The 19,313-nt window shown below is 50.9% G+C and carries 17 protein-coding genes; 3 read left to right on the top strand and 14 right to left on the bottom strand.

Features of this window, described 5'->3' with window-relative positions; translation table 11 throughout:
* Nucleotides 1-83: 83 nt before the first annotated feature.
* Together ACN4EG_RS03390 and ACN4EG_RS03385 are read right to left on the bottom strand one after the other, a co-directional pair.
* A complete protein-coding gene (locus tag ACN4EG_RS03390; RefSeq protein WP_431627767.1) occupies nt 84-653 on the bottom strand; it encodes a hypothetical protein in 570 nt (189 codons plus the stop codon).
* Nucleotides 654-671: 18 nt separating this feature from the next.
* Nucleotides 672-1,391 carry a hypothetical protein gene (locus tag ACN4EG_RS03385; RefSeq protein WP_431627766.1) on the bottom strand — a complete coding sequence of 240 codons (720 nt, stop codon included), beginning with the start codon at nt 1,389-1,391 and terminating at the stop codon, nt 672-674.
* 1,109 nt (nt 1,392-2,500) lie between these two features.
* Between ACN4EG_RS03385 and ACN4EG_RS03380 the strand changes: the two genes are divergently transcribed.
* Together ACN4EG_RS03380 and ACN4EG_RS03375 are read left to right on the top strand one after the other, a co-directional pair.
* On the top strand, nt 2,501-3,583 hold the full coding sequence (locus tag ACN4EG_RS03380; protein ID WP_431627765.1) for a hypothetical protein: 1,083 nt from the start codon (nt 2,501-2,503) through the stop codon (nt 3,581-3,583).
* Nucleotides 3,584-3,585: 2 nt separating this feature from the next.
* Nucleotides 3,586-4,275: a cadmium resistance transporter gene (locus ACN4EG_RS03375; RefSeq protein ID WP_431627764.1), complete on the top strand. Its 690-nt coding sequence runs from the start codon at nt 3,586-3,588 to the stop codon at nt 4,273-4,275.
* 257 nt (nt 4,276-4,532) lie between these two features.
* Here ACN4EG_RS03375 and ACN4EG_RS03370 read toward each other — a convergent pair whose 3' ends face one another.
* The 11 genes from ACN4EG_RS03370 to rpe all read right to left on the bottom strand — a co-directional run bounded on the left by ACN4EG_RS03370 (nt 4,533) and on the right by rpe (nt 15,382).
* Nucleotides 4,533-4,826: an MSMEG_0570 family nitrogen starvation response protein gene (locus tag ACN4EG_RS03370; protein ID WP_431627763.1), complete on the bottom strand. Its 294-nt coding sequence runs from the start codon at nt 4,824-4,826 to the stop codon at nt 4,533-4,535.
* Nucleotides 4,792-5,952, bottom strand: a complete 1,161-nt coding sequence (locus tag ACN4EG_RS03365) for an MSMEG_0565 family glycosyltransferase (protein WP_431627762.1) — start codon at nt 5,950-5,952, stop codon at nt 4,792-4,794. Before ACN4EG_RS03365 ends, ACN4EG_RS03370 begins: the two co-directional genes overlap by 35 nt.
* Nucleotides 5,953-5,958: 6 nt before the next feature.
* The gene (locus tag ACN4EG_RS03360; RefSeq protein WP_431627761.1) at nt 5,959-6,930 is read right to left on the bottom strand and encodes a sll0787 family AIR synthase-like protein; all 972 of its coding nucleotides are present in this window, start codon (nt 6,928-6,930) and stop codon (nt 5,959-5,961) included.
* Nucleotides 6,930-7,463, bottom strand: a complete 534-nt coding sequence (locus ACN4EG_RS03355; protein ID WP_431627760.1) for an MSMEG_0567/Sll0786 family nitrogen starvation N-acetyltransferase — start codon at nt 7,461-7,463, stop codon at nt 6,930-6,932. Before ACN4EG_RS03355 ends, ACN4EG_RS03360 begins: the two co-directional genes overlap by 1 nt.
* Nucleotides 7,464-7,477: 14 nt before the next feature.
* The gene (locus ACN4EG_RS03350) at nt 7,478-8,599 is read right to left on the bottom strand and encodes an MSMEG_0568 family radical SAM protein (protein ID WP_431627759.1); all 1,122 of its coding nucleotides are present in this window, start codon (nt 8,597-8,599) and stop codon (nt 7,478-7,480) included.
* Complete coding sequence (locus ACN4EG_RS03345) at nt 8,596-9,021, bottom strand: nuclear transport factor 2 family protein (RefSeq protein ID WP_431627758.1); 426 nt, start codon at nt 9,019-9,021, stop codon at nt 8,596-8,598. Before ACN4EG_RS03345 ends, ACN4EG_RS03350 begins: the two co-directional genes overlap by 4 nt.
* Complete coding sequence (locus ACN4EG_RS03340) at nt 9,018-10,034, bottom strand: Nit6803 family nitrilase (protein ID WP_431627757.1); 1,017 nt, start codon at nt 10,032-10,034, stop codon at nt 9,018-9,020. Before ACN4EG_RS03340 ends, ACN4EG_RS03345 begins: the two co-directional genes overlap by 4 nt.
* A gap of 23 nt (nt 10,035-10,057) precedes the next feature.
* Complete coding sequence (locus ACN4EG_RS03335) at nt 10,058-10,540, bottom strand: MSMEG_0572/Sll0783 family nitrogen starvation response protein (protein WP_431627756.1); 483 nt, start codon at nt 10,538-10,540, stop codon at nt 10,058-10,060.
* Between the two features lie 180 nt (nt 10,541-10,720).
* Nucleotides 10,721-12,004, bottom strand: coding sequence for an MSMEG_0569 family flavin-dependent oxidoreductase (locus ACN4EG_RS03330; RefSeq protein ID WP_431627755.1), 1,284 nt, complete (start codon nt 12,002-12,004; stop codon nt 10,721-10,723).
* Nucleotides 12,005-12,245: 241 nt separating this feature from the next.
* The gene (locus tag ACN4EG_RS03325) at nt 12,246-13,637 is read right to left on the bottom strand and encodes a LuxR C-terminal-related transcriptional regulator (protein ID WP_431627754.1); all 1,392 of its coding nucleotides are present in this window, start codon (nt 13,635-13,637) and stop codon (nt 12,246-12,248) included.
* 1,046 nt (nt 13,638-14,683) lie between these two features.
* A complete protein-coding gene (rpe, locus tag ACN4EG_RS03320; RefSeq protein WP_431627753.1) occupies nt 14,684-15,382 on the bottom strand; it encodes a ribulose-phosphate 3-epimerase in 699 nt (232 codons plus the stop codon).
* A 188-nt stretch (nt 15,383-15,570) separates the two neighbouring features.
* Between rpe and ACN4EG_RS03315 the strand changes: the two genes are divergently transcribed.
* Nucleotides 15,571-17,331 (top strand): S8 family serine peptidase, encoded by a 1,761-nt coding sequence (locus ACN4EG_RS03315; protein ID WP_431627752.1) that lies wholly within the window; start codon nt 15,571-15,573, stop codon nt 17,329-17,331.
* Between the two features lie 39 nt (nt 17,332-17,370).
* Here the strand turns inward: ACN4EG_RS03315 and ACN4EG_RS03310 are convergent, their stop codons facing one another.
* A complete protein-coding gene (locus tag ACN4EG_RS03310) occupies nt 17,371-19,083 on the bottom strand; it encodes a hypothetical protein (protein WP_431627751.1) in 1,713 nt (570 codons plus the stop codon).
* Nucleotides 19,084-19,313 lie beyond the last annotated feature (230 nt).

Raw genomic sequence — 19,313 nt, 5'->3', positions numbered from 1 at the left:
AACGCAGCAGGCTTGTGGAACTTCTACTTAGATGCAGCATAAGTTAGATAACAGTCAGGGCAAACCCTGTCCCAGAGCTGGTTTTATTTCCCAACAACTCTATTAAATGCAGAGGGTTTCTCACGAAAATAGTGGGCACTTGCATTCGGGTCAGTGGGCGTTGGCTGAATGAGTTGAAGCGGGATCGGATTAACGCCTGTTTGAGTGTTGTAATGAAAAACAACCACATTGCGAGTGACATAGGTTGTGTTAAAGCCACATTCTCCAATCAACAAGAGATCCTTAGATGTGACTTTGTAGGGCCCCATAAAATGATACAAGCCTTTTGGAATTGCCTTTTCTTGAGGGGTGCGAGGCGATAAGTTGCAAGCCGTCCCCATTTGACGGAATTTATGCTTTTCTGATAATAGAAACTTGAGTTCAGGGTATTGTTTAATCATGAATTCAACTTGATCTTCATAGGGCATTGCTGCCCATGCTTTTTCTTCTTCTGTTAAAGGTGGTTTCTTGTATTCAGAGGGTGTATAAGGCGTTGGCAAAGCGGGGGTGGCTGCATTTTTTGGAAAGGCTTGGCAAGCGGTACTGCCCATTCCCAAAAGCAAAATAGTGATCCCACAACTCATGAAGCGGATTACAGATAATTGGGTAGTCATCATCAATTCCTCTGATATTTACGGGTAGATTTGTGTCCATTGAGGGGGGGCTTCACAGTTGGGCCGTTGATCCCATAGGGCTTTTTGTAATACCAGTTTGCCATTTGCAAAACGATATGTATATTTTCGTGGTTTTAGTTTTGCTTTTACAAAGAGTCGATAGTTACAAGGAATTTCAAAACTTAGCTCACGAGTCTGTGGGTCAAATTGAGGCCAATTGCGAAAATAATGAGTCGCATGGGACAAATTTCCTGGCTCAGGTTGATCGAGTTGTAACGGAATGGGATTAATTCCATCCCGATCGTTGTAATGAAAAACAACAGTATTAGGGGTCAACCAAGTCATATTAAAGCTACACTTTGCAACGATTAAAGAATCATGCTGAGTTATTGGGTAAGGCCCCCAAAAATCAAATAAACCATGAGGTTCGATCGAGCGCTGAAAGTCACAAGCCTTGCCCATTTGTCTAAATTGATGGGTTTGACTGAGCAAAATTTTCAACGCAGGTTGTTGAGGAATTATTTCTGTCAGATTATATTCAACTTTTTCTTCCCAACTCATGACTGCCCAAGCTTGTTCTTCTAACTTATATGTAGATCGTGTAAAAGACTCTAGCGAATCGGGCATGGACGTGGCTGTATTGTGACGAAAGGCTTGGCAGCCTATACTACCCATCCCCAAGAGGCAACCAGTTACTGCAAAATTTAGGAATCGGATTACAGATAATTGGGTAGTCATTATCGATTCTCCTGGGAGAGAAGAACTCACAATCAAAAATTACAGTGCTTTCACATCATATTTCAGCATTGTTATAGCTGTAACCAAGGTTGTTGTCTAAACAGTCATATTTTTACTTGCAAACCGTCTAATCCCGCTAAATACCCCTTAAAAAGGAGGATACGAGTCAATTTGAGCAAAATATAGAAATAATATCCTGATTAATCAAATTTTATCCTTCTTTCTCCAGTTCCTTCCTTAATAAGGAGGGCGGAGGGATCCACAACCTTCGGGGAAACAGATCGATCGCACCTACTCCACAGATTGATTAAATGTTGAGGTAGGAAGAAACCCCCAAAATTAAAGCTACCCTCTTTGCAGGACAAATAGGGTAGCCCGATCGAATGTTACAATCCGTGTCAAATCGTTGTGGTTTGGGTTTAAGGTGCCCACGGGGTGGGAGGTTGCATCCTGATGGTAGCGGAGATCCCCCCTAGGTTGCCCGCGAGACTCGATTGCTCAGGGGCGATCGGGTTTTCTGCAAGATTTATCCCCTGCCCCCCATAATGCCTCTAGCGCTTCTGGAGAGGTCATGCCAACTAAAGGGGGAACCGGAGTAAACAGGTGTAAAAGAGAGATCGTTGATGGTAGTGGTCTAAATTAAAACACTTTTCCCAAATTCTCCTCTGAAAAGAGGAATCAGAAGGATCCACTCTATCGCAATGATGAATCGAGATGAATAGATTAGCAACCACTAGATTAGCGACTACCCCCCATAGATCCCATCTATGTGCCCCATCCATCCCCGCAAACTCTCCAAACTCTTCTGCATACGGGCAATATCTGGATGTGCAATATCTGGATGCTCTGCCGGAAGGACTGGCGGGCGAATGCTGACTCAAGGCAGTGGATGGCTAGCGATCGCCTAATTGTGCGTTGTAAATTTCCAATGCTTCAAGATATAAGGAGAATCGTTATGTGTTGCAATCACCCATGAATTTGGTACTAGGTTCTTCGCGATTTGCATTATTTCAGCAAAATAGATTGATTAGGGGTGATCGTTAGGAAAAAATTGACTAAACTCAAAGATTAAGGGTACTCCAGATCAGTGAAGCTGAGCAACCACCACCATGGCAAACTATGAGCAAGTTTCCTATTCGACACGCATTCGTTATCCTCTGCTAGGGGCGGATTCTAATCCGATCACCCATGCCGAGTCTTTGTTGAAGCACTATAGCTTCGACCTCGGGAGTCGCTCGGTTCAGGATTTGTTGGCGGATTGGCAAGCTCACTATTCTCCCCAGTGGATTCGTTTAGCAGTGGTTGAAGCATTGTATCAAGGCCGCTATAAGGCGATTTCGGTGGATGAAATTCTGAAAATCTGGCGGCGGCGGCGGCAACCAACTCCACATTTTTCACGGGAGTTTGAACGCCTCGTGGGCGATCGGTTTCCTCGAAAGTTACTTTCAGTGGAACAGCGAAAAGGTCTACCCAGAAGGCTGCAACCCGATGATTCTGCCTGGATGAACCTTGCTCGACAGGCTTTAGATCGCAATGGTGAGCAATTGAAACCTCGATCGCATCAGCTTGCGCTTTCTGTCCAGCAGTTATCTGATGAGTTGTCTGCTGGTTTATCTGCTGATTTGCCTGATACGTTGTCCGATGAGTTGTCTAATAAGCTCTCAGATGCCAAGCTCTCAGATGACAGACTTTCAGAGACCCAGTGCTCTAAAGGAGAGGCTGTTTTATTGACTCAAGCGGTTGATGGAACTCAAGCGGTTGATGAGACGGTTACTCAACCTACAGCATTAACTTCTTTGACAGATGGAGTTGTGCTGCCTGACCTTAATGCCGAATTAGATATAGCAATTCATCAATTTGTCCCAACGGATGTCAGTCCTGAATTTTGTAATAAGTTAAAAGCAGTGGCGAACAGTGCAGTAGAGCATATATCTCCGTCGGAACGATTGAGCGATCGCTCTGATCATGATTGCTTAGAGGCGGCGCTAGGTGCAGCTATACCGTCTGAGACGGTGGTTCCTTTGGCGCAATCTTCAGGTCATTTAATGAATCAAAGTACTCATCATCATGTATCTAGTGATGCGGTAATGAATGATTTAGCAAAGGATGATTCAGTCATTCACAATTTCGACAAAGTTGACTCTGAGTTACTCGATCGATCGATTTCATCTGCTACAGCAGACTCATTTTAGCAATGCATTGGATATTGCAAGCAATTTCGACGGGGACGACTGCGTTTGTTGCCACTAACCTTGATGATCTCATTCTGTTGACTATTCTGTTTAGCCAAGTTCATTTTAGTCAATCTAATCGAGTTAGTTCCCCGCCGCGTATTCGCCTACGTATTTGCGATATTGTGATGGGTCAATATCTAGGATTTTCTATCCTAGTTTTAGCTAGTTTGCCAGGGATATTGGGAGGGTTAATTTTGCCTCGGCCTTGGTTAGGCTTGTTGGGGTTACTCCCGATCGCCATTGGCCTGAACCAACTGTTGCATCAAGAACCCGAATCAACGGTTCAGCAAGTGAACGTTACCACCCTGCCCGATCGTTCCCAGCAAAATTCTCGCAAAATAGCGGCTTTGTTGAGCTCACCGATCGGCCAAGTTGCGGCCATTACCGTCGCCAATGGGGGCGACAATTTGGGTATTTATCTGCCTCTGTTTGCCAATCAACCTGTGGCGACGGTCGGTTTAATTTTGGTCGTCTTTTTTGGACTGGTCGGCATCTGGTGCGCGATCGCCTATGTCCTAACCCGCCACCCAGTTATCGTAAAAGTCCTGGCGCGCTATGGGCATCTGCTTTTACCGATCGTGTTGATCGGTTTAGGCATCATGATTTTAGTAGAAAGCCAAACTTTAACGTTGTTATCCAAAGGGTTGTAGCTGTGCTGGCCAAATTATTCTGAGAACTGGGGTTTAGACTCACAGGCCGTAAGAACACTCTCAACGTCATTCAAGAATTAAGGGAACAGCGCATCAATAAAATCTCAATTGGGTAGGGGTAGGAGCGTAAAAGGGTAGGAGGGTAGGGGAATGAAGAGGGGATATTATTTCTTGGCAAATCCCTAAGGTCTTTGGAAAACGAGTTTGAGATCGACTTGTGTGTACAGGGTAGCTGACGGGGAGTGAATGACTACACCTCATTCGATGAATTGAATAACCTTAACGGCAATAGGAATGGTTGCTTTTTGTTGGAACTGATCGGCTCGGCGCTCAATTTGGCTTAATTGATTCAGGGCGAGGCTACAGGGCATTCCATACTTGGCTTGCACGCGATCGCTGGCAATGGTTAAGGCGGTGCGCGATCGCGCTACAAAATCATCCAACGGATAGGACTGATCCGGGGTGAAGTACTCTTTAACCACCAGGGACGGGGAATAGCAGATTTCCTCAGTGCCATCAGGCCATTGAATTTTGAAGCGCATTTCTGGCATGGGTGAATCCTTGATAATGATTGATGTGCATTGTAGCGGACGTTTTCCAGGAATAGGTTTCTAGCACAGTGCGACTGTTGTGCACCAATGCCTGGGCAACCTGGGGTTGGACACTCTGTAACATCGCCTGGGCAATGGTATCGGGATTTGAGGGGTCAACGAAAAGGGCCTGCTCAGGGGTCAGAAATTCGGTGAAGGGAGCCTGCTGGGAGACAATCACGGGTAACTCACTGGCTAAGGCTTCTAGCACCACCAATCCCCAGCCCTCTTTCACCGATGGGAAGACAAAGCTGTCGGCACAGCGATACAGACTGGGCAGATCAGCATCGGGAATTACGCCAGGGAGGGCGATCGCCTGCTCCAACTCAAGATCCTGCATCCGTTGCAAGCACTGCTCCCGGTACGCCTGATAGTCAAATAGCGTCGCACCTCCGGCAATCACTAACTGGGCGTGGGGCAGGGTCTGACACACTTGGGCAAAGGCGTTGAGCAATTGCAGGGTATTCTTGCGCGGTTCGATGCCTCCAACGGTCAGGAACACGGGAGTTCCGGTCATGCCCCATTGTTGGCGGAGGGGTTGCGGGTTAGGCAGGTGAACAGCAAAGCGATCGCGGTTCACCCCATTCACCACTCTGGGGGCGTGGATGTGATACTGCTGGGCTAACTGCTGCTGCCAGTAGTCGCTAACACACAGGCACAGATCCGCGTCCTCAATCGATCGCTGCTGGCACTGCTGGAGATAAATACTCTGGTAATCCTCAATGTGGTGCACGGTACGGACAAAATGGGGAATTTTGCCCTGCTGCCGTAATATTGCCAGGGCATTGGCACTCAGGCAATCTTGGGCATGGAAAATTTCATACTGGCAATTGGCTAGATGTCCATCCAAAAATGTGACGAATTCTCGGATGCGCTGCTGAATCAGTTGGTCAATGGCGGCGGGAGCGGCACTGGCTGGAACGGGTTGGTAGGCGCAGGTGAGCGATCGGCCAAAGCCACTGCCATCTTTATCCAAAGCGTAGATGCAGACTGTGTGACCGAGGTGTTGGAGTGCCTCTGCCAGTTCCAGGGTATGGATGACGCTGCCTCTGGGTTTAGTGGAGTAGGTGAATAGGGCAATCTGCATCGTGGGCTATCCTGCCAGGTCAGGTTTAAATCCCGTTAGGGGGCGTTGGCCTAAATCCCAAAAGCGGATGGATTCCTGTTGCAGTTGTAACACCAGTTCAGAACTGCAATTGACTTCACCAATCACTTCGCAGGCTAGGTGGCGATCGCGAAACAACTGCTGCACCAACGGCACCTGAGCCGCGTTCACACTGAGTAAAAAGCCATAACTGGGAAAGGCAGTCAGCCAGGTTTCCAGGGGCACACGGGCGGGACGGGGAATGGCTTCCAGATTTAGGATGGCACCCTTGCCGGAGGTTTCCAGCAGCATCAGGGTCGTGCCAATGATGCCGCCCATGCTGATATCCTTTCCGGCTCGACACAGATCCCGTTCGGCAATCTGGGGCAACAGAGCTAACTTTTCCTGCAATTGCGCGGGGTCTGCACTGGTGGCGGCATTCCAGAACGGAAAGCGGGGATGCATTTGACCCTTCAGATCAACCACCATCAGCAAGTGCTGCCCCGGTTGGGCATCAAAGCTGGTGATCAGGCGGCTGGCTCGTCCCAGAATTGAGACTGAGAGGGCATTGTAGACACTATGGCAGTTGGTGTGACCCCCGATGATGGGCACATTGTAGGCGCGAGCAGCAGCTTGCATGCCCGCCCAGAGCGGTTGCGCTTGCTCCGCAGACTGACTCCACAGGGTATCGACAACCGCGATCGCCCGTCCCCCCATGGCATAGATATCACTGACATTCACCATCACCGCTGACCAACCCGCAAACCAAGGGTCTTGCTCGACAAAACCCGGCATCATCCCTTCACTGGCCAGGAGCAAATAGCCGTCGCCGTCGGGAATGGCGGCACAGTCATCCCCCAGTTGGACAGGGAAGGGAGATCGAAGCGTAGCCGACTGGCAAACCTGGGCGGCAGTTTGAATATCTTGCTTCTGCAAAATCCCGATCGAAGTTTGCAAGTGGGCAACTAAGGCAGTCAGCATCAGGACGCTTCTCTGACTTGAAAGGGTTGGGCAGGCCGGATCTCGTTGGCTGGCGGGTAAAAGTTGAGATCCGCTTCCATCAGGTGGTGTGGGCGATCGCAAAGAGTCATTTCTTGAACGGACTGCCAGTGCAACCGCTGAAAAAACCGCACATTCTGAAGCTGCACCGTGGCCAGGAATTGCTGACAGCCCCAGGTATTGGCCGTTGTCACTGCCTTGTAGATTAACCCTTTGCCAATTTGCCAGCCTTTGCGATAGTCTGGATGGGTTCCCAATCGCCCGCCGTACCAGAAACCGGGACTCGTTTCATAAATGCGCACTACGCCAACAATCTGGTCGGCGGAGTAGCCAGACTCGGGTGCAGTCGTCCCGCTGGCATGGACGGCAATGATGGGATAGGCGATCGCGTCAATCTCATCCACATCACTGTCGGGGAAGATCTGCTGTTCGTGGACAAAAATGGTCTGACGCAGGGCATAGTAAGCCGCGATTTCTTCAGACGTAGTAGCCAGTTTGAATTGATAGGAATTCATGGTTCTTAGACAGTTCAAGCAGCTTCATAACTGGAGAGGGCAGAACAGGCTCCACATTTGGCGCATCCGGCTTTCATGTCGGCAGAGCGTAACCCGGACTGCTTCAGCATTGCGCCGACGCGCTCATAGACAGCCTGCATGAATTCACTGCTGGGGGCAGGATGATGCGCCAGCGGCGTGCCCGTGATTGGCACAAACGGGACGACAAAGGGATAGACCCCGATTTGAATCAGGCGATCGCACATCTCCGTCAATGTTTCCAAACTATCGCCCAACCCGGCCAGGAGATAGGTACTCACCTGTCCCCAGCCAAAAATTTTCACCGAGGCTTGGAACGCCTCAAAGTAGTAACTGAGCGGCACCGACGCTTTGCCGGGCATGATGCTGGCTCTGATGGTTGGATCGGCGGCCTCCAGATGCATTCCCAGGTTTTCAATCCCGGCAGCATGCATCCGCTCGAACCAAACAAAGTCGTCCGGGGGTTCACATTGCGCCTGGATTGGCAAATCCACCCTGGCTTTAATGGCTTTGGCGCATTCAGTCAGGTACGCCGCACCGCGATCGCTCGTGTTGGGCGTTCCCGTGGTCATCACCAGTTGCCGCACCCCATCCAAGCGCACGGCAGCTTCGGCCACTTCCGCCAGTTGCGCCGGGGTTTTGCGGGCAATGGTGCGCCCCGCCTCTAGCGACTGGCCGATGGCGCAAAACTGGCAAGAGGTGGCCGTGTCGTTGTAGCGCATACAAGTTTGCAAGACCGTAGTTGCGAGGACATCTCGGCTGTGCAGTAGGGCGATTTTCCAGTAGGGAATGCCATCGGCGGTGCTGAGGTCATAAAACCGAGGCCGCTGGGGAAAGGAAATCTGGGCGATGTCGTGATCGTGAAAGCGCAGCTTGGCTTGACCGGGGATGGAGTCGAGCACAGCGGCATAGGGCGATCGCGTCGCCGACTCGGTAAAGATCGGCACCATTACCGTGGTGTCATCAATGGTGATGGCTTTGTGATCGGACGGCCCCGCGCCCCCCTTGCGACCCATCACGGTTGATGGGGGTTCAATCCATTGCAACCCATAGGTCTGGAGTTGAGCAATGAGCTCTTGCTTCGTCAGAGGGTGTTGATTTAGGTGTTGCTGAGTCATGTGGGTTGCCGCTCCCAGCGAAATTTGCGATCGGATTCTTGAATCGGAACATCGTTAATGCTGGCGAATCGGCGCATCATCAGCCCATTGTCAGCAAACTCCCAGTTTTCATTGCCGTAGGAGCGATACCAGAAGCCAGAATCGTCGTGCCATTCGTATTCAAACCGCACCGCAATGCGATTCTCCATAAAGCACCACAGTTCCTTTTTCAAGCGATAGTCCAATTCTTTCGCCCATTTCCGCTTGAGAAATTCCACAATTTGGGCACGTCCAGCCAAAAACTCAGCCCGATTGCGCCATTCGGAATCTTCGGTATAGGCGAGGGCGACACGTTCTGGGTCACGGGTATTCCAGGCATCTTCAGCCGCCTGGACTTTGGCTTTGGCGGTTTCTAGGGTAAACGGGGGTAGGGGAGGTTTCATGGTGATTCATTCAGGGTGAACGCAGGTGCAACGGCATTCGCGTCTGGAACGGGCAAATCCAGTTGGGCTAAATCTGGAACAGGCGTGGGGACGATTAGGGGTTGAGCGGTCAGGTTGGCATGCAGTTGCAGTAAGTCTGGGCGGGAGTAATGCCCCACGGAGTCCATCATCCGTTTGCGCTTGGTAATCAGGGAGAAGTCGAGGTCAGCGATCGCCATTCCCTCTCCCTCGGTCACAGGGGGACACAGGTGATTGCCCTCCGGGCCAATAATTGCCGTATTACAGCCGTTGCTGAGGAACCGTTGCAGCTTTTCATCCGGGGTAATTTGCCCCACCTGTTCCGGCGACAGCCACGCCGTGGCATTGATCACAAAACAGCCCGATTCCAGGGCATGGTGGCGGATGGTCACTTCCATTTGATCGGCAAAAATCTGCCCGACCATCGATCCGGGAAACTGAGCACAGTGGATTTGTTCATGCTGGGTCATCAGGGCAAAGCGAGCCAGGGGATTGTAATGCTCCCAACAGGCCAACGCACCCACCCGTCCCACTGCGGTGTCCACCGTTCGCAGTCCAGCTCCATCGCCCTGCCCCCACACCATGCGCTCATGGTAGGTCGGGGTCATCTTGCGCCGTTTCAGCAACAGGGTGCCATCCGCATCAAAGATTAGTTGAGTGTTGTAGAGGGAGCCATGATCGCGCTCATTGACTCCCAAGACAACGACGATATTGTAGGAACAGGCAGCCTGACTGACGGCATCGGTGGTTGGCCCTGGAATTGTCACGGCTTCTTCGTACAGCCGCATGTGCTCTTTGCCCATCAGGACGGGCGGTTGCACAAAGGAAAAGTAGGGATAGTAGGGCACGACGGTTTCGGGAAAAACCAACAGTTGCGCCCCTTCCGAAGCTGCTTTGGCGATCGCCTGCAAGACTTTCTCGGTTGTGCCCTCGCGGCTAAACAGCACTGGACTGATTTGAACTGCCGCTGCACGAACAATGCGTGAATAATCCATGGGTGATTGGAAGAGTAAAAATCCTAGAGTGTCCAGGTATCGAGAATGAAGGCTCCATCTTTGCGATGCAGCAACACCAAATCCAGGACATCCAGCGGATTGATCGGACGAATGCCAGGAATCAACGAGGGTTCGCCGTGACCATACAGGGCTTGTAGCGCAAAGCGACAGGCATAGACTTTGCCACCTTCGGCCATAAACTTGGTCAGTTGCTCGTTGAAGTTTTGGTGACCTGGAAAGGCGGCATCACCGAGTTTAGGAAATCCTCGCTGCACACCCAAGGTCACACCGGGGCCATACAACAGCACTGAAGTCTCAAAGCCCTTACGCTGTAGTCGGGTGGCTTGCAGCAAGTTGACAAAACCAATTGAGCCTTCAAAGGCAACGGTGTGGAAGGTCACCAGGGCTTTTTCGCCCGGATCAGCTTTGACATCGGGAAAAACCTTTTCTTCGTAATCAACAAAGAAATCACCAGTTTGATGCGCTGGGGCAGTTACTTCAGCCATAATTGCTTCCTTTTGTTTTGCTGGGTTTCCAGCCACATTATGAGGGTGTCAGAACGGGGATTTGTATCTCCAGTTACAGAGTCTAGAAGACTACCCATAGGGTCAGGTTCGCGATCGCCAATGGGCTGAGGTTGGAGCGATCGGCCTGTCATACCTGTTTAAATCGATAGGTGATCGGGATTACGACCCGAGCAAAAATTCATTCACCACACTCCAGGCATTGTTGGTTGAAATTCGTCGCCGTGCCGTCAGGTAATCAGCTAGATAGACCGCATCCCGCGCAATGCCGGAAAATCGCCCCGAACCCCAGGTATACAGCCAGGGCAACCCCAGAAAGTACAGCCCCCAGATGGGAGTGACGCCGCGCTCATGGCTGGGATAGCCTTTGCCGTTAAACACGGGCATATCCACCCAGCTAAAGTCTGTTTGATACCCCGTACACCAGATCACGGTCTGGATGTTGGCGGCCACAATCTCGATCGCGAGGTGCTCCTCAGTCGGTTGCCAAACGGGCTGGTAAGGCGGTTCGGTAGGGGCATCCAGATGGTTTTTGGCAATGAACTTGTCAATGGTCTGTTTAATGCTTTCGCAGACGGCATCGGCTTGGTCTAAATGTTGCTTCAGGTCGGGATTAAACTGAAGCTGTGTCCCGTCAATCCGCTGTAACCGTCCGTGCAGTTGCATTCCTTCCTTGGCAAACTGCCGTAGGTCAATCTCCCGCCCACCATCGCGTCCGGTTAGGTAATGGTTGGCCTTGGCGCGGACCTTGTCCTTTTGGGGATGCTCGTCAATCGGTAAGTCGTAATACCCCATCTGATCCAACCAGTCCACCACGTCTTTGCCCCGGTAACGACGGGGCGATCGCGGCGCACTGCCCACACTCAAATGCACAATCCGACCCGCCAGATGCAAATCCTCGGCAATTTGGCAGCCCGATTGGCCCGTGCCCACCACCAGCACTGCTCCCGGTGGTAAGGCATCTGGATTCTTATACTCCGATGCATGAATTTGCTGGACTGTGGCCGGGAGTCGCTCAGCCATGCGGGGAATTTTGGGCAGGTGATAGCCGCCCGTGGCAATGACCACCTGATCGGCGGTATAGGTGCCGATCGAGGTCTCCAGTTCAAAGCGATTGTGGGTTTCGTCTTTCCACAGCCTCGATACCGCTACGCCTTCCCGGATCGGTGGCTCAAAGGAGGCTGCAAAGGCTTGGATATACTGGACAATTTCATCTTTCACCATGAATCCCTGGGGGTCGTTCCCCGGATAGGGAAATCCCGGCAACTGACATTGCCAGTTGGGTGTGACCAGACAAAAACTATCCCACCGCTTTTCTCTCCAGGCATACCCAATTTGATTTTTCTCGAAAATCAGATGGTCAATGCCGCGCTCTTTCAGGCAATAGCTCATGGCCAGCCCCGCCTGCCCACCGCCAACAATGACGACTGAATGGTGACTGCTCATAGGATACAAAAGCCTCTGTTGTGGATTAGGTGCATTGCCCTCACCCTAAATCCCTCTCCCAAAAAGGGCGAGGGACTGCAATCCAGCTCCCCTTCTCCCAAGCAGGGAGAAAGGGCTGAGGGCTGAGGGCAATGCACATCGCGTTAAGTTGTGGATTACGGCCAGCCTAAAGTTACGATTTACGCGCCTTTGTATCTGTAGATACGGAAGTTCCAAGTCTAGCGATATGGGTAGGTGGCGACTAAATCCATCCCTGTTGAATGGCCTGATAAATCGCCTGATAGCGGGTGCGAACCTGAAGCTTAGCTAGGACGTTGTTGAGATGAAATTTGACAGTGCTTTCGCTGATGAATAGGTGTTCAGCAATGTCGCGATCGCGGTGTCCCTGGGTTAATAACGTGAGGATTTCCAGTTCCCGTTCCGTCAGTTCATTGGTGCGAATACCCCAGGTTTGCCCCTGCGCCACCACCTCTACGACCTGCCGCAATTGCTCCGGCGAAATCGATAGGTCAACTTTGGCCTGGATTTTGGCTGAACAGGATGGGGTGGTAGCGATCCAGATAATTTTGCGATCGCCTGCAATAGTACTCGGCTGATCGGTTAGGACGGGGGCATGGCGATCGCGGCATGGGGTTAATCCGGCTGCTTTGGCAAGTTGGGTGCAGGCCAGTTGCAGGACGGATGCGGTACAGGCAATTTCTAGTTGCAGATTGGATGGTTGTTGGCGGTAGGGAAGGGTGAGTTGAATTTGCAGTGCCCGTTGGTTGGAGAGGGATTGTGTGGTGAGTTGTCCCCCCAAGCTGGACGAGAGGAGTTGAATTTCGGCAAGATCGCCATCAATTGGGGCGGTGGCGGCTGGCGATGGGTTAGAAACGGTAATCTCTAGGGATACATCTTGGTCGTCATACAGTAGTCGGGTGTAGGCAGCGGTCTGATTGAGGGTTTCCGCCAGTTTGAGCAAAAGATAATGGGTCGAGAGGTCGAGGGTGCGTTCTGTCCCCAGCATGGTCAGCCGCGACCCACTGAGAATTTTGGCGATTTGGTCGGAGAGGGAAATCTCACTGCTGCTATGCCCCACGGCCAGTTGCCAGTTGTGCTTTTCTGTTTGGTATTGAATGGCGGTGCTAAGGGCGACGGTGGCGACGGTGCTGAGGGTGGGCAACACTTCTAGAAATTCTGGTTCGAGGGGATGGTGGCTGAACAGAGCCAGTACGCCAATAACGCGCTGGCCAATCTCGAGGGGATAGCCAGCAAAGCCCCGAATTTGGTGGGCGATCGCCCATTCCCGATTGCCCACCCAGGGTTCTTCTGGCAGGTTGTTACTCAAAAAGGAGACGCGGTTTTGGGCAATTTTGCCGACTTTATAAGCCCCCATGGGCACGCGGCCAAAAAAGCCGTTGGTGTGGGTGTACATGCCCGATGAGGCGACCAGCCGCAAGAAGGTTTGATTGGATTCTAATAACCAGATGCGGGCAAAGGCGCAATTAAATCGCTCGACTAATCCATCAGTCAGCGATCGCGCCAGTAATTCTGGCTCTAGGCATCCCGCAAATGACTGGGCAATTTCAGTGGCTTGCTGCAAGTCAAATAGCAGGTGTGCTGGGTTAAGCAGGCTATCTGACGAGGTGGGCATTGTTGGTGTGGGGCGGCAGAACCATGTCTCTATTGAGGCGTAGTTCTGCATTTGGCTGTGTATCTACGGTTACAAAGCTAAGGTTCTATGTGCAGTTGGCTGCTTCTGTATTCGCTTGGAGGTGGGGAGTAGTTGGTTCCAGTGCAAGAGTTCGGCAACTATCGGCAACTCAACCCAGGCAATCCAGCCATTGACTCATAAAAATAAGTATTTCCTGACAGTCTCAGAAAGAATGGCTCCGGAGCAATTGCGATCGCAGGATCGGAAACAAATGCTTTTGTCTTGCGCTGTCAATGGATATGGAGAATTACCCCATGACAACTTGCAACAGATCGCAATCACTGCCAGGGCTAGATTTAGGAACCATTGTATTCATCCCTGCAATTGCCAACTTGCTCAATCAGGTGGAAATAGTAGCATTGTTACCACAGTATCAATCAGTCGATTAATGATGTAGCTGTCAATGATCCAGTAAATTACGATTGAGTCATGAACCATTCGGAGAATACTGAATCTGGATTGTTCGATCGAATGGTTTCTTCTGTTTTAGTAGATTCACTTTAGTAATGCATTGGTTATTGCAAATAATTCATGTGTTGGATATTGCAAGCAATGAAAACGGGTGTTGCTGCCTTCATTGCCACTAACCTTGATGATCTGATTCTGTTAACGATTGTATTCAGTTAAGTACATTCTGCTAGCGATCGAGATGCTGCACAAACAGAGGAGCAGCCCAGCCATGGACAAAAAACTGAGGGACCGCTTGAGATAACTCGTTCCAGACAAGCTGTTCTAGACAAGTTGTTCTAGACAAATGAGTCTGGGTAGTTTTGACCACCGCAAACCAAATCTGCTACTCGCAAACAAAATCTGCCTGCCGCAAACAAAAAGAGCGGGTAACGAACGTACCCACTCTTCCTCAATTTTGAGTTCTTGAACTTTCGTAGCGAGTTAGGTTTCCCGGAAACGGCATCTGGCTTCAATTTGCTAGCGAGCCGATTGCCAGTCAATTGATCAGTAGATTGCCTCGTCCCGCTGGAATTGCCTTAGACTGCTGCCAATTCTTTCTCAGGACGCTTGCTGTTGCGGATGCCATCGATCGCAGCGGCATAGTCCGGTGCATTGAACACCGCAGACCCAGCCACGATCGCATTAGCCCCTGCTTCCAGAACTTGCCAAGTGTTGTTCCCCTTCAAACCGCCATCCACTTCGATCCAAGGATCCAAACCACGCTCATCGCACATCCGACGCAATTGCTGAATCTTGGGAACCACCGACGGAATGAAGCTCTGGCCACCAAACCCAGGGTTAACGCTCATGATCAAGATTAAGTCGCACAGTTCCAGCACGTACTCGATCGACTCCAAGGAAGTTCCCGGATTCAGCACGACCCCTGCCTGCTTACCCAGATCCTTAATCAGGCCCAAGGTGCGATGCAAGTGAATTGTGGCACTTTGCTCAGCATGGACGGAGATGATATCGGCCCCTGCTTTTGCAAAATCTGCCACGTAGCGCTCGGGTTCCACAATCATCAAATGCACATCCAATGGCTTTTGGGTGTGGGGACGAACTGCATCTACAATCAGTGGACCGATCGTAATGTTGGGAACAAACCGACCATCCATTACATCAACATGGATCCAATCCGCTCCAGCGGCATCTACCGCACGGATTTCCTCTCCTAAACGACTGAAATCAGCGGACAAAATAGACGGCGAGATTACGATCGGCTTGTTTGAAGTCATGGTGGCAGTGGGTCGTTGACGACGAGTAGACAACAAATGTGTGACTAGTTTAACAAAATGTGAATCTTCCCTTTCAGAATTTTGATGAGTAAATCGACAAATTTTGTAGGAAGGTGAGATTGCACAGCCAGAGTGCAATTCAGGGTGTAGGGTGTAGATAGTGGGGATTTGAAAATCGGAAGTAGGACATGGCACGCCAATTTAGACCGGAATCGCGGAAATCGGGTTCAGCAAACCTTGATTTACGTCAGTTTATGCTGCTGAAAATACCCTTTACTTCCCCAAAGTTAGTCCTGATTAGTTGGGCCCTGCTCTCTTGGAGTGTGATGGGGTTTAACCAACCTGTGCCGATCGAAGAGTCCTCGATCGCCGAGGAAGGCATAGACGCACTCCGGTTACAAAACCCCCCTTACAAGCTCACAGGCCGCAAAATTGCCATTGGTCAAGTTGAAGTGGGTCGTCCGCCCAAGTTTGGCCTGGATAAAGCTAAGGATCGCAGTCGGCGAATTCAGCCAGAGTCAGCATTTTTCCATGTCCCTGTAGCCGATGCCTTTTTTCGCGATCGTAAACCGGGACGAAATATCAGTGTGGATCCTCATGCCACCCAAGTTGCCAGTTTATTGGTGAGTGACAGTAAAGCCATCCGGGGTGTTGCACCGAATGCTCGCCTCTACGTGGCAGGCGCTGGAGCCATGAACCGAGGGGCTCAGCAGGAAGATTGTCTCGCGGCTCAAACGATCGCCCTGCAAAATGGGGGAGATGTTCGGGCAATCAATATTAGTTTTGGGGAATCCCTAAGGCAGGATCCACGCCCCAAAGCCGTTTTGGATGGGAATGCTCTGTTAACTCAATGTTTGGATTGGTCTGCCCGAGTCCATGATGTGCTGTATGTGGTAGCGGGAAACCAAGGCAAAGGCGGGATTCCCATTCCGACGGATAACTACAATGGGATGACGATCGCCTTTACCCAGCGGGTACAAAATCGCTATGCCAAGATTGACTTTTCCAACATTGGTGATAGCAGTCCTTCTGTCTTGAAGCGCAATGAAGGGCTGGAGTCTAACCTGAATAATCGGCGATCGATTGCCTTAGCGGCTCCAGGGTATCGTGTCAATGTCAGGCGACTGGATGGGCAAGTGGTGACGACCAGTGGAACTAGCTTTGCAACCCCCCACGTCACAGGTACCGTGGCGCTGCTACAGGAATATGGCGATCGGCAATTGCGGAAGTCTTGTCAACGAGGCCAGGGCTGCCGTCTACCTTGGACGATCGATGCCCGTCGCCATGAAGTGATGAAAGCGGTCTTAATGAATTCCGCCGACAAATTACAGGATACCGATGGTCGGCGATTAGGCATGACCCGCACAATTTTGCAAAAGAATAATCAAACTTGGCTGGAGAGTGATGCAGCGCAATCTCCCAAAATTCCCCTTAACTTTCAGATGGGAACTGGTCAGTTAAATGCCTATCGGGCCTATCAACAGTTCAGTGCCGGTCAATGGCAGCCTCAGGACACCGTGCCCCCGATCGGCTGGGATTATCACGAAGTTCAGCGTCCTAACGAACAACGCAACTCAGGCTCAATCGATCGACCTTATCAGGATTATATTTTAACCCAACCCATTCCAGCGGGCCAATACGTGTCCATTACCCTCACTTGGAATCGCCAAGTGGAGTTGATCGATCGCAACCGCAATGGCCAGTATGATCTCGGTGAAGGCTTCCACGATCGGGGACTAAATAATCTTGATCTGTACTTAATGCCCGTCGAGGAAACGGATATTCGCAAAAGTACAGCGGCTTCCATCAGCCAAGTGGATAGCACAGAACATATCTTCCAAGCCGTCCCCACCACTGGCCGCTACAAAATTCGGGTCTATTTCCGTCAGCCGATTAATGCACTTACCCAATCCTATGCCTTGGCTTGGTGGATTGCGTCGGCTAAATAGGCTACGAGCATATGCCTTGGCGGCCTGATCATCCGCCCTTCAGCTAGGTCTTGGAAAGCTAGGTAACTCTACTGCTGCCAGAGAATCTCGCCTTTTCATCGATCGCGTGGGATAGAGAACAGGCGCAATTTCCGACATTTCATTAAACACATCTGGCTCAAGTTGCTCGTCTAGCTCAAGTTGCTTGTCTGGCTGACGGAGATCCTCTGCCCAGCCATCCGCAGCATCTTCAGCGATCGGGGATACTGCTGGAGTAGAAGCCAGGGAGTGAGCAACCAGGCCATTGCTTTCTGTATGGCCTGAGATCGAGGCCATATCCTCGTTACTCGCTGTGGAGAAAACTTCAGTCGGGCTGGGTTCTTGCAGGATGGAAACTTTTGCTTGCTCTGAAACAATCCCATGATCCAATTCAAGATCTGATTCCAGGGGGTTGGGGGTGTTACCCTCCATGGCTGCAACCCTGAAGGGGGTGCTGAGTCTATCCTCCTCTCCTTGGCCTATTGCATGATCTAATTCAGAAGATACCTGCCGCTGAATCGTATAACTGAGGTTAGGGGGCTCGTCCCCAGATACCCCTAACCCATCTAAGGCGATCGGCGGCATTTGCTCAAATAAAGCGTTGTCCGGTAAATATTGACTCAAACCGAGAGGCGTCTCATCCTCGATCTCCTCAGAGGACGGGTTGGACGGGTTGATCAGATTCATGGATCCTTCAACTTCCCCAGCTTGTCCTGCCAGAAAGGCATTCATCCAAACCTGAAGCGTCGGATCAACCTTTTCTTCCTCTTCATAGGAGGCTGACCAAGGCTGAACCGGTTGAGAGCGCGGGATCCCGAGCTTAGCCGACTGGTTCTGGTGGAGATCGAGATCTCCTGCTAGGGATGGCTGTTCTTCCAATGCATCAGCAATGGGGCTATTCACATAACTTGTGGGCACATCCAGGCATTTTTCTAAGGCTGCTTTAAATTGCAACGTATAACGCTGTTGGCGATGCAGGCGCGATCGTAAATCTCGGCAGGTAATTTCCATCTGGTGGAATGCTTGCACTTGCTCGGTGTAGCGCTGTTGGGCAAGGGCACATTCCCGCTCTAACTGAGCAATTTGTTCATGGCTGGTTTGGAGTTGTTCAGTCAGGGTCTCCACCAATATTTGCTGCTTTTGGGCAGTTTGATGGGAACGTTCCAACTCTTGGAATAAATCTCGAATTCGTCCCTGTGCTTTGCTCAATTCTTGATTATGCTGCTGGATCAGTTCAACTTGATCGGTGGCAGTTTGGGGTTGGGCCAAAGCCAAGGTTTCCCATCGCTCCATTTCTTCCCGCAGGGCTGATTGAGACAGAGACAGAGCTGTTTCCAGTTGAGTGACTTGCACCCGCAATTCTTGGTTATGTTGCTGTAGTTCCTTGAACGAAGCTTCATGGCTACTGGAGCGTGCCCCTAGCTCAGTCGGTTCCATTCCTGCCCCGAGATTCACCATTCCATTGAGTGTGACTGATTCTGCTGCCGCCGCCCCAAGCAAAGTATCAATGCTAGTCGCTTGGGGAAAAGTGACTGTTGTCCACCCGTCATCCGTGCCGGAAATCGGCTCATTGTAGAGATCTGACGCAGCTAAGTCTGAATCTTCTAGGGAGGCATTAGTCGCATCTGATGGGGCTGAAAGAGCAGACAAGTCAGTCGATCGAAGTTGAGTCGGCTGAATCTGAGTGGTTTCAGGCTGGTTAGGATTGGGGTTAGGAACTGCGGCTTCACTCATTGTTAACTCATCCTGAATGATAGGGGCTCCTCAAAGTGTCCGTAAAGTATTCGGATTTCTAGACCGAAGACGTATCCAGCGGATCAAGAAAGGGCCATGGAAAATTCCCTTGAAACTCTTGGTGGTGGTTATATACCGATGCCGTCCCTTTATCGGATAGACCCGGCCATATTTCTGCTAAAGGGATGACAGTAAGTAGGATAACCCAATTCTGCTGGAACGCTGTGCTT

Origin of the sequence: Alkalinema pantanalense CENA528, assembly GCF_050753345.1 — a bacterium.
In the GTDB taxonomy this organism is placed as follows: domain Bacteria; phylum Cyanobacteriota; class Cyanobacteriia; order Leptolyngbyales; family Leptolyngbyaceae; genus Alkalinema; species Alkalinema pantanalense.
This window is presented reverse-complemented; position numbering and strand designations above follow the sequence as displayed.

Excerpts from the sequence above, each read along its gene's own strand:
- ACN4EG_RS03330 (WP_431627755.1), bottom strand. The coding sequence starts at position 12,004 with ATGAGCAGTCACCATTCAGTCGTCATTGTTGGCGGTGGGCAGGCGGGG.
- ACN4EG_RS03370 (WP_431627763.1), bottom strand. The coding sequence starts at position 4,826 with ATGCCAGAAATGCGCTTCAAAATTCAATGGCCTGATGGCACTGAGGAA.
- ACN4EG_RS03380 (WP_431627765.1), top strand. The coding sequence starts at position 2,501 with ATGGCAAACTATGAGCAAGTTTCCTATTCGACACGCATTCGTTATCCT.
- ACN4EG_RS03315 (WP_431627752.1), top strand. The coding sequence starts at position 15,571 with ATGGCACGCCAATTTAGACCGGAATCGCGGAAATCGGGTTCAGCAAAC.
- ACN4EG_RS03360 (WP_431627761.1), bottom strand. The coding sequence starts at position 6,930 with ATGCTGACTGCCTTAGTTGCCCACTTGCAAACTTCGATCGGGATTTTG.
- ACN4EG_RS03390 (WP_431627767.1), bottom strand. The coding sequence starts at position 653 with ATGACTACCCAATTATCTGTAATCCGCTTCATGAGTTGTGGGATCACT.
- ACN4EG_RS03355 (WP_431627760.1), bottom strand. The coding sequence starts at position 7,463 with ATGAATTCCTATCAATTCAAACTGGCTACTACGTCTGAAGAAATCGCG.
- ACN4EG_RS03350 (WP_431627759.1), bottom strand. The coding sequence starts at position 8,599 with ATGACTCAGCAACACCTAAATCAACACCCTCTGACGAAGCAAGAGCTC.
- ACN4EG_RS03340 (WP_431627757.1), bottom strand. The coding sequence starts at position 10,034 with ATGGATTATTCACGCATTGTTCGTGCAGCGGCAGTTCAAATCAGTCCA.
- ACN4EG_RS03325 (WP_431627754.1), bottom strand. The coding sequence starts at position 13,637 with ATGCCCACCTCGTCAGATAGCCTGCTTAACCCAGCACACCTGCTATTT.
- ACN4EG_RS03375 (WP_431627764.1), top strand. The coding sequence starts at position 3,586 with ATGCATTGGATATTGCAAGCAATTTCGACGGGGACGACTGCGTTTGTT.
- ACN4EG_RS03365 (WP_431627762.1), bottom strand. The coding sequence starts at position 5,952 with ATGCAGATTGCCCTATTCACCTACTCCACTAAACCCAGAGGCAGCGTC.
- ACN4EG_RS03385 (WP_431627766.1), bottom strand. The coding sequence starts at position 1,391 with ATGACTACCCAATTATCTGTAATCCGATTCCTAAATTTTGCAGTAACT.
- ACN4EG_RS03310 (WP_431627751.1), bottom strand. The coding sequence starts at position 19,083 with ATGAGTGAAGCCGCAGTTCCTAACCCCAATCCTAACCAGCCTGAAACC.
- ACN4EG_RS03345 (WP_431627758.1), bottom strand. The coding sequence starts at position 9,021 with ATGAAACCTCCCCTACCCCCGTTTACCCTAGAAACCGCCAAAGCCAAA.
- ACN4EG_RS03335 (WP_431627756.1), bottom strand. The coding sequence starts at position 10,540 with ATGGCTGAAGTAACTGCCCCAGCGCATCAAACTGGTGATTTCTTTGTT.
- rpe (WP_431627753.1), bottom strand. The coding sequence starts at position 15,382 with ATGACTTCAAACAAGCCGATCGTAATCTCGCCGTCTATTTTGTCCGCT.